Below are 13,993 nucleotides of genomic sequence, written 5' to 3' on the forward strand. Positions count from 1 at the left end.
ACGAGCGTCGGGGTTGTGCCCTGCACCTCAAAGGGTCATTCTGCCCGGACGGTCCACTATCGTAAATCAGGATGAAAAACATGACGTTGCTGCATCAGATCGTTTTGGGCAGTACTTTTCTGGCGCTCTGCTTCGTGGTCGAGATTCTTTTGTTAACCTGGTGTACTGTCACGATCATTAAACGAGATGAGAAATGGTCCGCCAAAGGAGTGTTTTTCGCAACGGCAGCACCGATCGCAGTGTCTTTGGCGTTTATCGTTGCCACGCATACGATTCAGGTCTGGATCTGGGCCATCGTATGGGTGTTGCTTGAGGTTTTGCCGGATTGGAACTCGGCCATCTATTTCTCGTTGGTGACGTTTACCACTCTGGGATACGGCGATATCGTTTTGGGCGAAGGTTTGCGTATCTTCGGATCCTTTGCCTCGGTTGCAGGTCTTTTGGCTTTTGGTCTGTCGACCGCTTATCTGGTGGCGATGATGACGCGCGTCTTTCAGGAGAAATTCTTTTCCTAAAGGATTGGCGCAAACAACCGCGCCAAGGGGGCGCCAAACCGGATATACGGTGGTTGCTGGATCAAACTGCGCGTCAATTCATAGCTTGCCTCGAAATCCGCACGCAGCATGTGATCAACAGCCAGCGCTGCGCGAGAATCGAAAAACAGGGCCATCGCCTCAAAGTTCAGCCGGAAGGACCGGTTGTCCAGATTTGTCGTGCCGACCGCGGCCAGCGTGTCGTCAACCACCAACACCTTCTGATGCATGAAGCCTTCCGTATAACGGAACACACGCACGCCGCAGTCGCGGATTTCGTCGAAATAGGCAAAAGCAGCCAGCCAGGGTAGCCGATGGTCAATCACATCCGGGACAAGGATACGAACGTCCACCCCGCGCATCGCTGCATGTTGCAGGGCGGTCATGACGTCGATGTCTGGCACAAAATAGGGCGATGCGATCCACAATCTTTCTTTCGCCTCGGCGATTGCCGAAAAGAACATCATGGCGCCGGTTTCGGTTTCGTCTCCGGGTCCGGTGGCCACCAATAGGGCATTCATGTCTTGCTCGGCCACGCTACCTGCCCAGTCGAGGTCATCAATCAGGTCTTCATCACGGGCCCAATGCCAGTCTTCGGTGAAGATGAGCTGCAATTGCCGGACGATGTGGCCGGTCATTTTGATATGCGTGTCGCGCCAATGGCCGAAATGCGGGTCTTCTCCCAGATATTCAACGCCCACGTTGTGACCGCCGATAAAACCTGTTTCACCGTCGATAATGACGGTTTTGCGGTGATTTCGGTAATTCAGCTGAAACCGGAAATTCGGGCCGCGTTGACGGCGAGGGTCGGCCACGTCAATTCCCGCATCGCGCATCGTGTCCAGGTAGGTGCTTGGCAACCCATAGCTGCCGACAGCATCGATCATGAAACGGACATGCACCCCACGTTTTGCGGCCTCGATCAGCTTAGTCTGAAGCTTGCGGCCCAGCGCGTCGTCTCGGACGATGTAGAACTGGATCAGGATATAGTTCTTGGCCTCGTCTATCGCCTCGAAAATGGCGTCAAACGTTGCCTGACCATCGATCAGGAGCTGTGCTCCATTGCCGCTGGATACCGGAAGGTGGGCCAGAAACTCGAATGGTCGTGGATTGATCGGCATCGTGGACGAATCAGGTCGGGAATAGTCGGCAAAGGTCTTGATCCCTTCGACGACCCGTTCGCTTTGCTGGCGCGAGATGCGATAGCCGCGAAACCTGTGGTGCCCCAGAAACAGGTACATCGGCACCGCAAAGAATGGCGCCGATACCAAAAAGACCACCCAGCCAACGGCTCCTTGTGGGGTGCGCGCGGTTTGTGCAGCGCGCACCGAAAACACAAATGCAGTTGCATATAGCGAAAAAACAAAGATGGATACAAGCAATGTCCACATGGGCGGTAAGTCTTTCGGGCCGTTCAGTTTCCTCCAGTGTAGACCCGCGACCAATCTTTCGCCATATCGACGATGACCCAGCCTTTGTCCGGCCCCTGATCCAGACCGTCAACCAACCGCCCAATCGGGCTTTCCCGATCATAGGCCCATTCCCGCTCGGCATCCGTATGGTGGATCAGAACCGCCAGCCGTGGCCCGTCGCCCGAGGTTGTCCAGTCCAGCATGGCGAAATCTCCATCTGAATTTCCTCCGGCCAGAATGGGGCGTTTGCCGATTGTGCGTTCGATGTTGATGGGTTTGCCTTCCTTGTCGTCGATGAAGGCAATCCCGGGGGCCTTGACGACAGTCGGGACGCCGTCGACATCTTCGAAGGTCGAATTTCCATAGGTGCCCAGAATCTGTTCCGGCGGGATGCCATAGGCCTGTTCCGCAAAGACCCGCATGAAGTGAATGCCGCCGCCCGAGACAATATAGGTCTTGAACCCTTCGTCCCGCAGATAGCGCAACAGCTCGACCATGGGCTGATAGGTCATCTGGTCATAAGGCAATCCGGTGTCCGGGTGACTGGCTTCGGCCAGCCATTGCGCGACTGCTGCCTGAAACGCCTCGACAGTGGTTCCGGAATGCGATGCGTTGACGACTTCGATCAAAGCATCGTGACCGCCTTGAAGAACGGTCGCAAGATCACCTTCGGCAGCGGCTTTCAAAGCAGGTGTGGACAGGATCGAAGGATCCTGTTCCGCCAGCTCAGAAAGCCTGTCCATGGCGAAAATGAACTGGAAATACACCGGCTGTTCAGCCCAGAGTGTTCCGTCATTGTCGAATACTGCGATCCGGGCTGCCGGGGTTACATAGCTTGCGTTTTCAGGGTCCGTCACCGCCTCGACAAATTCAACGATACGGTCCCGCGTTTCCGAGACCGCCCATGAGGGCAGCGGATCTGCGGATGCCGTGACGCTTGCAAATCCATTCAGTACGACTGCAACAGCCAATGCTAGGGGCGCTCTTGTCATGGCTTGTTTCCTTCGACGCATGTTTTGGTAAAAATACCGTTGTCAAAACAAGAAACCCGCAGCGCCGTTCAGGTGCTGCGGGTTCAGGTGTCGCGAATTTACTTGGAGCCGACCTGACTGAAGATCTTGTCCTTGGCGTCGCCAATCGTAAAGCTGCCCGGCTTCTGACGCGGAGGGAACTCTTCGAATGTTTCCAGGAACTTGCCCACATATTCTGCCGCAGGCAGCAGCAAATAAACACGGTCTATATACCAATCCCAATAGGTGTTGGAAGTGATATTGGCCCGCTCGTACGGATCGCGGCGAAGGTTGAAGAGCAACGGAATACGCAGTTCGGTCCAGGGCTCAGCCCAGGCTTGCAAAGTCTGCGGATAGCGGTGCTCAAGAAACACTGCTTTCCAGTCATCATACCGCAACGCAGTCAGGTCACCATCGTCAGAGAAGTAGAAAATCTCGTGACGCGGGCCTTCATCTGTTTCACCGGTCAAGTAAGGCAGGAAGTTGTATCCATCCAAATGCACTTTGTAGTCTCGTCCGCCGCCAACTTCGGCTACGGTGATCCCTTCAAGCAGCTGTTCCTTGATGTCTGGATTTCCCGCAACCGCCAAATAGGTCGGCAACCAGTCCATGTGATGCATGATCTCGTTGCTGACCGAGCCGGCGTCGATTTTGCCGGGCCAGCGTACCATTGACGGAACACGCCAACCGCCTTCGTAGTTGGTGTTCTTTTCACCACGGAACGGTGTCATTGCCGCATCCGGCCAAGTGTTCATGTGCGGGCCGTTGTCGGTGGAATAATGTACGATCGTGTTATCCGCGATCCCAAGTTCATCCAGCAGGGCAAGGAACTGGCCGATATGCATGTCATGCTCGATCATACCTGCTTGGTATTCATCCATATGCTTGCCGGCGATTTCGTCGGCTTTCGTGCGCATTTCGTCTTTGACATGAGTACGGAAGTGCATTCTGGTGCCCGACCACCAAACAAACCACGGAACACCTTCTTCCGTTTTGCGCGTAATGAAGTCGAGCGCGGCCGCAACCGTTTCGTCATCCACCGTTTCCATGCGCTTTTTGGTCAACGGGCCGGTGTCTTCGATCATCCCGTCAGCACTGGATTTTATGACCCCGCGCGGACCGAACCGTTCGCGGAATTCCGGGTTTTGGGGGTAGTCTTCGTTTTCAGGCTCTTCCTCGGCGTTCAGGTGGTAGAGATTTCCGAAAAATTCATCAAACCCATGATTGGTCGGCAACATCTCGTCCCGATCGCCCAAGTGGTTCTTACCAAACTGACCGGTTGCATAGCCTTGAGCTTTTAGTAGGCCGGCAATCGTTGGATCTTCAACCTGCATGCCCTCTTTTGCGCCTGGCAAACCAACTTTGGACAATCCGGTACGGAACACAGACTGGCCCATGATGAACGAGGACCGACCAGCCGTGCAGGATTGTTCACCGTAATAATCGGTAAAGATCATGCCTTCTTTGGCAACCCTGTCGATATTGGGTGTCTGATATCCCATCAGACCCATGGTATAAGCCGAGATGTTGGATTGACCGATATCGTCGCCCCATATCACAAGAATATTGGGCTTTTGATCCTGCGCCCAGGCGGGCACGGCAAGGGCAACAGTTACGGTCGCCACTGCGAACCGGCGCAGTGTTCTGCGCCAATTATCTGCAATCATTCGTGGAGATGACATGAAGTGCTCCTGATTAATCGAGTCTTAACGACCCTGAAACGTGAAGTTTACTTGAAGCCGCTAGCTTATACTTTGAAGCTGCAAGCAAGTTGTTGATTGCCCGAATAAAAAACAGATACTTGTTCGAGCAGCGAACACAGCTATTTTATGCGATGAAACGTATCGAAAACTTATCATATGATCATTTTGAAAGATACAAATGTTTGATTCTGATGGGGATATGCGGATTCTGACCCAAACCGACTGGTTTGGCGCGCGCGATTCAAAGTTTCAGAATGATCTTATGACCGTCGCAATTCACAGAGCCTTCGATTCCGGAGAAACCCTTTACCACCACGGCGACCGGGCCAATGGTATTTTCGCGGTGCTTTCAGGCGCGCTTCAGATCACCGCACCTGCCGATGACGGACAGGAATTTGTCTTGCATCAGGATGGATCGGGTTTCTGGATCGGGGATCTTGCGCTTTTCGCCGAGGCGAAACGACTGGTGAGCGTCGTGACAACGCAAAAGACCCGCACGTTGTTTTTTCCCAGTTTCCGCGTGGAAAGATTGGTTCAGAAAAATCCGGAATACATTCGTGATTTCTATGCGTTGACCCATGAAAACATGAAGACGGCACTGCGCATCATGGCCAACCTTGCGGTTACGGGGTCTGAAAAGCGTCTGGTGCTGCGTCTGTTGCATCTTGACGAAGGCACTTTGAAATCAGATGGGTGGATTGTCGTGTCTCAGGAAGAACTTGCTGAAATGGTTGCGGTATCTCAGCCGACGTTGCACCGACATCTGCATCACCTGGCGGATCTGGGCCTCGTGGAATTGGGCTATGGCCGACTGAGGTTGATCGACAGGCGCAAACTGATCAGCAGCTGTCAAAGTTGAAACCTAGGGGTTGAGTGGCGGCAAGGATTCGCTCTTTCGTTCTTTTGAGCTGTTCAACGCATTTAGGTTTTGCATGGCAGCGTCCCAGTCTTCCGGGCCGTTTGTGGTGGTCGATGAATACCGCACTGCACCGATCTGCATCAGATTGCGTTCAAGATCCAGGGAACGCTCAGGGTGAGCGCTACGTGACTTCCAGAGATCCAATGCCTGATAAACCGCTGGCAAGTTCCGCGATTGCAAAGCTGCCCGCAGTGAATCGACGGCATACTTTTCCGAGGCAAGGTACTTGCGCTGCCGTTCAATTTTCCAGGTTTCATAGCGAGGGCGCAGAAATCGCCCAAAAGCCCAAAGCGCACATACAACAACGGTTAGATAAAGAGCGGACTTGAGGACGGCCCGCGCGTCAGGCAGCTGTCGTTTGGGGGGAGCCAGTGTAAGCTGGGTCGGGGTAAGTGATGCCGTTTCGATCTGACCGGTGTCCAGATTGAACCAGTCGATCGAAACCGCCGACAATTGTATGTCGCCGCCATCTTGGGCGATGTACACGGTTTCTTCGACACGTTGCCCGGACAGGACGCCTCGGTCTTCTGTTTCTGAAAACCGGGGCTCTTTGGGATAGGCACGAAGCAGTGGGCTTTGATCTTGCGGCGTCAGCGCTGGGATTGTCAGAGCTGTGGTGCCAGAGATCTGCGCGCTTATCAAACGCGTGATGGAATCGCCGGCCTGCATATCGGTCGGACCGTCCAGCTTCTGATCAAGAGAGAAACCGGTTGCGATGATAAGCGGGTCAAGCCCTTGAGCGCCATCTGGGATTTCTGCATTGAGCTGTATGGGAGGAAGCGTCACAGAAACCTGGACCGGTTCATTGGACTGCGGATCGGCAAATGTCACGACAACCTCTTGCGCTTCGAACGCGACCGGTCCTGGTGCCAACGGATACAGGCGATAACTGCGCTGCACCCCCGACCACGTCTCTCCGTCCACCGTTTCGCTTACCGGACCCGAAGCCCTTTCAGGCAGGCGAACCAGGATGTTTTGCTGCTCCAGTGATGGAAAGGTGGGCGGTTGCGGCATGAAGGTCGGAACCAGAACCTTGATGCGAACAATTGCGGGTTGGCCTACGATGACGGCTTCGTTCGGGACGTCTACTGACACCCGAGGTTGATAAGCTGAGCTGTCCTGAGCAGACACGGTAAGCGGCAGAAACAGAATGAAGACAGCAAGGTATCTCATTCTGTTTGCTCCTGATTATCTAATAGGAAACGGTTTTTCAGAAAATCCTGCATATCGGTGTCGATCATACTGATCCACTGGTCGGCGGACAGTGACTGCGGCCCGTCTTTGGCGGCTTGAACCGTGGTGTCACTGCCGCGTGCTGCGTCGTTGTCAAACACCGTATCATCTGCACCGATGCCAGTCTCTTCCCCTGTATCGGACTGTTCGCGCGTCGTTTCGACATAGTCCAGGATGGCTTTGGATACATCGAGATTATGCTGGGCTTCAGGCCAGTTGGGACGACGTTCCAAAGCTGCCTCGAACGCCGATATGGCTGGGCGATATTCGCGGTTTCTTATTCGGGCCATACCTTCGGCAAACGCAGCTTCCGGCGTGTCCAGCTTGGAAAAAACGGACGATGCCTCGGCGTATTGACCATCCCTGAGATAGGCATACCCCCTGTGATATGGGTCTTCGAACACCTCAGCCGCTTCACCAAACCGTTTTTGGTTCATCGCAATCTGGCCTTGTTGGTCGGGGGTGAAAAACCAGTCTCTCCATCCTTCTGCGCGCGCTCCGGATGTGGGCAACACAATCAGAGCCAGAATTGCCCATCGGACCACCCAGCCTTTTCGGAACCACAGCAGAGACAGCAGTGCAGCAGGCCAGGCCAGAATCCAGCCCTTATCCTGCCAGTCCAGGCGATCATCGTCATCCAGGGCGGCAGTATAGGCTGATTGAATACGGCGCGTCAGCTGAGTGACGTCCCGGTCGTCGTTCGAAAACGCCACCACCGATGCATTTTGGATGCTGTCCAACTGAGCAATTCGACCACCGACAGGCAGCATAGTGAGGAAGAAAATTTCAGTATTCGAGGAGCTTAACCCAGATACCTGAGATGGATCGAGGTCGTCGAGCACGAACAACACAGCGCCCGGGCTATCGCTGTCATTCAGAATGGACTGAGCCAACTCAAGCGCATCGGCTGCGGCATCGCCATCCTTCGGCATTACCGCGGGCGTCAACCCCTCAAGCAACGGACGGAGTATATTCGCGTCTTCTGTCAACGGGGCAACTCGGTGCGGCGTTCCTGCATATGCGATCAGGGCGGTTCGAGCACCGGCGCGTTCGTTGATCAGATCGGAAATCTTGAACCGTGCCCGATCCAGCCGGGATGGCGCAAGGTCCGAGCTTTCCATACTATCGGTGACTTTGAGAGCGATCACCAACGGGGCAGTGTCCGCGATCAGCGGGTTGGGTGCGCGTGACCACGTTGGACCTGAGGCCGCAAATATGACAAGCGTTGCAATGATCATCGCAGCATCAATGGGCTGCGTGCGCCGGGTGTCTTCTTTGCCCAGCAACAAGGCTTCTGCAAGATGCGGGGCGATCCCTGTCGGCAGTTTGGTTTCTGCCAGCGGTTTGGATCTGATCCTCCACCACAGCGCAAGGATGGGGATGAGAAGCAGCAGGTAATAGCCTCGGATAAAATGGAAATCAGCCAGATCCATTGTCAGACGACCCCGCGGTGCCGCTGGGTGAAATGGAACCCGGCCATGCTGACCATAATGACGATCGACGCAAATAGTAACGGAATATGGGCAAGGCTATGTTTGGGCCGATAGCTTTGTGTTTCCACAATTCTGGGGTTCAGTTCATCAATGCGTTCATAGGTCTGTTCGAGGGCCGAGGCATCGTCGGCAAAGAAATACTCTCCGCCCGTACGCGCGGCTATGTCCTTCAAAGCCTGCAAGTCCACACGATCTTCACCCGTTGCATTCGGGTCTCCGACACCAATCGTATAGACAACTACGTTCTTTTCCGCAGCAATTGCCGAGGCATTGACCGGTGTCATGCGACTGGATGTATCGGCGCCATCGCTGAGTACGATCATTAGGCGTTGCTCAACCTCGCTGGACTCAAAGGTTCGAATGCCAAGTCCGATGGCATCGCCCAAAGCTGTGTTCGGACCCGCCATGCCAACTTGAGTTTGGTCCAGGAACCCATTCAAACTGTTCAGATCTTCCGTGAAGGGCGCTTGAATGAACGCGCGTGTTCCGAAGATGATCAACGCCATCCTGTCGCCATCTCTTTCAGAGATGAACTGTTTCAGAACTTCTTTGACCGCCTCCAGCCTTTGCATCGGTGTACCGGACCCGGACTCGAAGTCCCGCTGATCCATCGAGCCAGAGATATCCAGCGCCAAAACCACATCTCGGGCAGATTTCTCTATAACGATGGGGTCGCCCAATCGTTCCGGACGGGCCAGCGCCAGAACCAGCAGAAGCCAAATCAATACCACGTTGGCGGTTTGAAGCCAGGCACGGCTGCGGATAATTGACCCGGATTTCGGCTCGGCGCCTGCTGCTTGCGCAACGCGGCGGAAAAACGGAATGCGAATAGACGCGGTTGTTTCCCGCCGGGGTGGAGCAATGGCGTAGACCAGCACCGGCAGCGGCAGCAGCAAAAACACCCACGGTGCAGAAAAGGAAACCATCACGTTCCCCGATGCAGTTTATGGGACTTGACCCAATGCCGAGCAAGTTGTGTCAAGGCGCGGTTTGGCGGAAGGTCCTTGTACGGCGCTTCGATCAGTGATTGCCCAATGTCAGATAAAAAGATTGTATCATCAGATGTTTGCGAAAGGAAATTCAGCCAATCATTCCCATGAATTCCTGCGACTTGCCTGCGCGGATATGCGACCAACGCGGTGCGGCGAAGGATTTCGGCAACTTTTGCCGACGTGATATCCGGGTTTGCCAGCTCTGCCAGCGCATGGTGTCGATACGCGTTTGCCTGTCTTCGTCGGACGAAAACAACACTGACTAGTACAACAAAGCCAACCAGAATAACAGCCAGCGCCAACCACCCCCATGTCTGCGGAAGCATCGAAACAGTCGCAGGTTCTGGTGTCGGCTCGAGCATATTCAGCAGATCAACCAGAGATTTCCCTGTCGTGTCGATGCTCATTTCTGCCCCCCGCGATGCCCGAACAGATACAGCAACTGATCCAGAGCAGGTTCCGCCGTTGTCAAAGGAACAACCGGAAAACCGTATCGCCGGGACCAAGTATGCAGTTGGTTCAACCTGTCTTCCATGGATTTGCGAATTTTCCCGGACAATTCGGGGTCGGCGCTGTCGATTTCGATCTGGTCTTTCCCGTCCGAGACCGTGAGTTTCAGATTGGGCGCCAGTACCTTGGCTGTTCTGTCAGAAATATTGAACACGATCAGATCGTTTGAGAACGCAATACGGCGCAGCAAGGACTCCGATCTTTCGTCAAGCCCGTCACAGTCGGAAAACAGGCAAACCAGCCCGTTGGTTTGGGACATACGCGCGGCTTCGGACAACATGTTATTCAAAGCCACGGTTGGTTGCGGGTTCAAGGCAGCGTGCAAGGCCGAATTGGCAGCCCCGATTGATGACAAAAACCGCATAAGCGCCGCAGCGCGGCGCTGTGGCCTGTGTTCTGCAACGCTCGTGTCGCTGAAGACCAGGCCTCCAACACGATCGCCCTGATCGAGAACGCGATGCGCAGTGATTGCGGCAGCTTCGGCAGCGATGACCGACTTCATGTACACTTCTGTTCCAAAGAACATCGAAACGCGCTGGTCGACCAGCAGCAGGGCAGGGCGGTCTCGTTCCTCGGTATAGACCCTAACATGGGGCTCCCCGGTTCGCGCCGTGACTTTCCAGTCAATTGTGCGGATATCGTCGCCCGGTTGGTAGTTTCGCAATTCTTCGAAGTTCAGGCCGCGTCCGCGCAGGCGTGATGCGTGTGTTCCATTCAGGATCGACCGGGCGGGCTGACGTGGCAAAAAGCTCAGAGCACGAGAATGCGGTTCCAGACGCAAGAGGTGATCCGCACTGACGTGAATGCGGGGATCATCGGGATATGTTGTGGATTGATGCACCCGGCCAACCCGAACCGTCAGGGCAGCGCGACGAGACGCAGGATTTCCGCGATCACGTCATCTGCCGTTTTGGCGTTCCCCTGCGCCTCAAAACTCAGCGTGATGCGGTGACGGAACACGTCATGTGCTATGGCTCGAATATCCGCAGGGTCCACATAATCGCGCTGGTTCATCCACGCATGCGCTCGACCGCATTTGTCCAATGCCAATGAGGCACGCGGGCTGGCGCCGATTTCGATCCAGCTGGCCAGTTCTTCGCTGAGCGCCGCAGGCGTCCGGGTCGCCTGAACCAGATCGGCCATATAGCGGTCCATTGCATCCGAAACATGGATCTGCCCAATTTCCGAACGCGCAGCAAAAACAGCGTCCTGCGGGATCGTCGGTGGTGGCTCGCTTGACGCGCCTTTCCCGGCCGCGATCTCCTCGCCCCGTACCAGTCGGATCACTTCAACCTCACCCTCGACCGGCGGATAGGTGATCTGAACATGCATCAGGAACCGGTCCATCTGCGCTTCGGGCAAGGGATAGGTGCCTTCTTGTTCAATGGGGTTCTGGGTTGCCATCACGATGAACAATGGTTCCATTTTGTGGGTGGTTCCGGATACCGTAACCTGCCGTTCTTCCATCGCTTCCAGCAAAGCGGCCTGCACCTTTGCCGGTGCCCTGTTGATCTCGTCAGCGAGGACGATGTTGGCAAAGATCGGACCGGGTTCAAAGCGAAAGGTGCCGCCCTCATCACTCTGTTGAAACACCTCGGTTCCCGTCACGTCTGAAGGCAGCAGATCAGGCGTGAACTGGATCCTGCTGAAATCCGCATCCAGATTGCGTGCCATCGCCTTGACTGCACGTGTTTTGGCCAATCCGGGCAGACCTTCGATCAGAAGGTTTCCGTTGGCCAGCATCCCGATCAGCAGTCGGTCGATGACCTCGGTTTGCCCGATGATGGACTGGCCCATGCGGGCCTTGAGATCAAGTATCTGATTAAGTGCATTCATGGGTGGTGGTCCAATCGGTGCCAAACTGGAAGAATTGAAGTGATAACGGAACAGGGGTTAAGCCGGTCAGGAATATCCCGAAATGTCGGAATGTTAGCAGGCTTTGACGGACCGATCTACTGTGAATGCCTGGGGGTGAGGTGGCGCAAATCGTTCCTCAGTTCCTGTCGTATGGGCCCGATGTTTGGCGCGTCTCGCAAACTGTCCAGCCAGTGGGGTTGAGGCGCCTGTCCTGCGGCCCTGCTCCAGGTCAGATCCCGCAGGATTTTCTGTGCACCGACGTCAAGTGTGTCAGGAACTTCGAAATCATTCAGGGTGGCCCAAACGCCGCTCCACAAGCGTCCCACGGACCAGGGATTGTATCCACCGCCACCCAGAACCAGAAAACGAGGCGAAAGAGACTTCAGCGCCGCGACCGTTCGCCAATGCGCGTTGTTGGACAGGGTCAAACGCGAAAGCGGGTCTTCGGCCACGGCGTCGGCTCCGCATTGCAGGACAATCGCTTGCGGTTTGAACGCTTCGGTCGCTGGCAGGATCAATTGATCCAGAATGGCGGCAAATTCGTCGTCGTTCAGATGTCTTGGAACGGGCAGGTTGAAGGCCGCGCCACCGGCGTCTTCCTCAAGTTGGCCCGTGAACGGCCATCGCCGCGCCTCATGGACCGAGATCATCCGGACTCTGTCCGACCCGTGAAACGCAAGTTCAACCCCGTCGCAATGATGGGCGTCGATGTCGACATAGACCACGCGCTCTATGCCAGTGTTCAAAAGGGACTGTATCGCCAGAACCGGATCATTCAGATAGCAAAACCCGTTCGCCCGGTCCGCAAGGCCGTGGTGTGTACCGCCCGCAGGGTTGAAAACGATCCTGCCGTCCCGGATCAGTTCGGCGGCCAACATGGAACCACCGGCAGCGGTTGCAGGTCGGCGGTACATCTCGGCGAAGACCGGGTTCGACAGAGTCCCCAAACCGTATCTTTTCCGTGTTTCGTCCGTGACATGCTGGTCCGCTTCCGCCTTTTGCAGGGCGGCGATATAGTCCGGCGTATGAAACGTTTCCAATACACCGGGTTTTGCGCAGGGGCTGACGCGGTAGTTCTCGGACGTCAACCAACCCAGTTCGCGACACAGATCGATGACGGTTGAAACCCGCGGGATGGCCAGCGGGTGCTTTGAACCGTAGGTCGAGTTGCGGTAGATATCCGATCCGATGAAAAGGGGGCGCTTCATGACCTAGCTTGTTGTGGCCTGACTGTTATCCTCGCCCAACCTGCCATCCAGAGACATCAGTATGGCGACCGGCCGAAGTGCCGGGATGTGGCTGAAAACGATCAGGATGCATACTGTCAGAGGCACACTCAGAAACGCACCGATCAGGCCCCAGACCGTTGTCCAGAAGGTCAGGGCCAGAATGACAAGAAAGGTCGACATGTTCAGGGATCGACCAAGCATGGCCGGATCAAGGAAATTGCCGATCAGGAATTGGATCGTTCCACATCCCAGCACGATGACAAGAAAGGGGATGATCGTTTCGAATTGAACAAGTGCGATCATGGCCGGAAAAAACACGGCTATGATCGAACCGATCGAGGGGATGAAGTTCAGGGCAAAGGTCAGTACGGCCCAGGTTTCCGCGTATTCCAGACCAAGCGAGCGGAAAACCGTGTAGCTGATGGTTGCCGTTATCAGGCTGATCAGGGTTTTGACGCCGACATAACGCTGCAAGCTGACCGAAATCGCATCGAGCATGGTGGAAAACTCGGCTGCGGCGACGGGATCTCCGGCCGCCAGTTGGATCTTTTTCCGAAACGCCAGTCGTTCGGCCATCAGAAAGGCGACATACAGGCTGATCAGGAAAAACTGGTTCAACAATGAGGTGGCGCTGCCCAGCAATACGCGTGCGACATAGGACATGTCGATACTGACCAGATTGTCACGAATGAAGGTGGTCACGTCGTTGCCGACCAGTCCTGTTACACGCTCGACTGCACCATCGAACTGGTTTTCATAGGTGCTGACGGAGCGTGCAAATTGCGTCGCCTGACTGCCCAGCACGTACATGATCATGAACAAACCCGCCAGAACGACGGTCACACCGGCGACATTGGCCAGCCAGACCGGAGCGCGGGTCACGGCTACGACGCGATCGCTCAGCGCTATGATCAGAACATTGACCAGTAGCGCCATGGCAAGCGGGATCAGGAAGTTCGCACCGGCATAGAGGCCCAGCACGATCAGTGTCGCGATGATGCATGTATCCCGGACAACGGACAGTCGAAGCCTGGGTCTAACCGTGATGTCTTTTTGATCCGGGGTCATTCGGTATCCTGTGTCTGGCAAAAGCAGTGCCCAT

13 protein-coding genes are annotated in these 13,993 nt (G+C 55.3%); 2 read left to right on the forward strand and 11 right to left on the reverse strand.

The genetic code is table 11. The annotated features are described in order from the left end of the window. The first annotated feature begins 80 nt into the window (after positions 1 to 80). A complete protein-coding gene (locus D1823_RS04955; protein WP_117868877.1) occupies positions 81 to 515 on the forward strand; it encodes an ion channel in 435 nt (144 codons plus the stop codon). Here the strand turns inward: D1823_RS04955 and cls are convergent. The 3 genes from cls to D1823_RS04970 all read right to left on the reverse strand — a co-directional run bounded on the left by cls (position 512) and on the right by D1823_RS04970 (position 4,637). Further along, positions 512 to 1,924 carry a cardiolipin synthase gene (gene cls / locus D1823_RS04960; RefSeq protein ID WP_117868878.1) on the reverse strand — a complete coding sequence of 471 codons (1,413 nt, stop codon included), beginning with the start codon at positions 1,922 to 1,924 and terminating at the stop codon, positions 512 to 514. The two genes, D1823_RS04955 and cls, sit on opposite strands and share 4 nt — an antisense overlap. A gap of 23 nt (positions 1,925 to 1,947) precedes the next feature. Further along, positions 1,948 to 2,937 (reverse strand): HAD family phosphatase, encoded by a 990-nt coding sequence (locus D1823_RS04965; RefSeq protein WP_117868879.1) that lies wholly within the window; start codon positions 2,935 to 2,937, stop codon positions 1,948 to 1,950. Positions 2,938 to 3,035: 98 nt separating this feature from the next. Further along, the gene (locus D1823_RS04970) at positions 3,036 to 4,637 is read right to left on the reverse strand and encodes an arylsulfatase (protein ID WP_117868880.1); all 1,602 of its coding nucleotides are present in this window, start codon (positions 4,635 to 4,637) and stop codon (positions 3,036 to 3,038) included. A 199-nt stretch (positions 4,638 to 4,836) separates the two neighbouring features. On the opposite strand from D1823_RS04970, the gene D1823_RS04975 reads away from it, so the two are divergent. Continuing rightward, complete coding sequence (locus D1823_RS04975; RefSeq protein WP_117868881.1) at positions 4,837 to 5,517, forward strand: Crp/Fnr family transcriptional regulator; 681 nt, start codon at positions 4,837 to 4,839, stop codon at positions 5,515 to 5,517. A gap of 3 nt (positions 5,518 to 5,520) precedes the next feature. Here the strand turns inward: D1823_RS04975 and D1823_RS04980 are convergent, their stop codons facing one another. The 8 genes from D1823_RS04980 to D1823_RS05015 form a co-directional block, all read right to left on the reverse strand. Then, a complete protein-coding gene (locus D1823_RS04980; RefSeq protein WP_117868882.1) occupies positions 5,521 to 6,750 on the reverse strand; it encodes a BatD family protein in 1,230 nt (409 codons plus the stop codon). Further along, the gene (locus D1823_RS04985; RefSeq protein WP_117868883.1) at positions 6,747 to 8,243 is read right to left on the reverse strand and encodes a VWA domain-containing protein; all 1,497 of its coding nucleotides are present in this window, start codon (positions 8,241 to 8,243) and stop codon (positions 6,747 to 6,749) included. Before D1823_RS04985 ends, D1823_RS04980 begins: the two co-directional genes overlap by 4 nt. A 2-nt stretch (positions 8,244 to 8,245) precedes the next feature. Then, positions 8,246 to 9,229, reverse strand: a complete 984-nt coding sequence (locus D1823_RS04990; protein ID WP_117868884.1) for a VWA domain-containing protein — start codon at positions 9,227 to 9,229, stop codon at positions 8,246 to 8,248. Continuing rightward, a complete protein-coding gene (locus D1823_RS04995; RefSeq protein ID WP_117868885.1) occupies positions 9,229 to 9,702 on the reverse strand; it encodes a DUF4381 domain-containing protein in 474 nt (157 codons plus the stop codon). Before D1823_RS04995 ends, D1823_RS04990 begins: the two co-directional genes overlap by 1 nt. Continuing rightward, positions 9,699 to 10,646 carry a DUF58 domain-containing protein gene (locus D1823_RS05000; RefSeq protein ID WP_205511921.1) on the reverse strand — a complete coding sequence of 316 codons (948 nt, stop codon included), beginning with the start codon at positions 10,644 to 10,646 and terminating at the stop codon, positions 9,699 to 9,701. Before D1823_RS05000 ends, D1823_RS04995 begins: the two co-directional genes overlap by 4 nt. Positions 10,647 to 10,663: 17 nt before the next feature. Further along, a complete protein-coding gene (locus D1823_RS05005; RefSeq protein ID WP_117868887.1) occupies positions 10,664 to 11,641 on the reverse strand; it encodes a MoxR family ATPase in 978 nt (325 codons plus the stop codon). A gap of 116 nt (positions 11,642 to 11,757) precedes the next feature. After that, positions 11,758 to 12,870 (reverse strand): acetoin utilization protein AcuC, encoded by a 1,113-nt coding sequence (locus D1823_RS05010; protein WP_117868888.1) that lies wholly within the window; start codon positions 12,868 to 12,870, stop codon positions 11,758 to 11,760. A gap of 3 nt (positions 12,871 to 12,873) precedes the next feature. Further along, the gene (locus D1823_RS05015; protein WP_117868889.1) at positions 12,874 to 13,959 is read right to left on the reverse strand and encodes an AI-2E family transporter; all 1,086 of its coding nucleotides are present in this window, start codon (positions 13,957 to 13,959) and stop codon (positions 12,874 to 12,876) included. Positions 13,960 to 13,993 lie beyond the last annotated feature (34 nt).

This window comes from Ruegeria sp. AD91A, assembly GCF_003443535.1.
GTDB lineage: Bacteria > Pseudomonadota > Alphaproteobacteria > Rhodobacterales > Rhodobacteraceae > Ruegeria.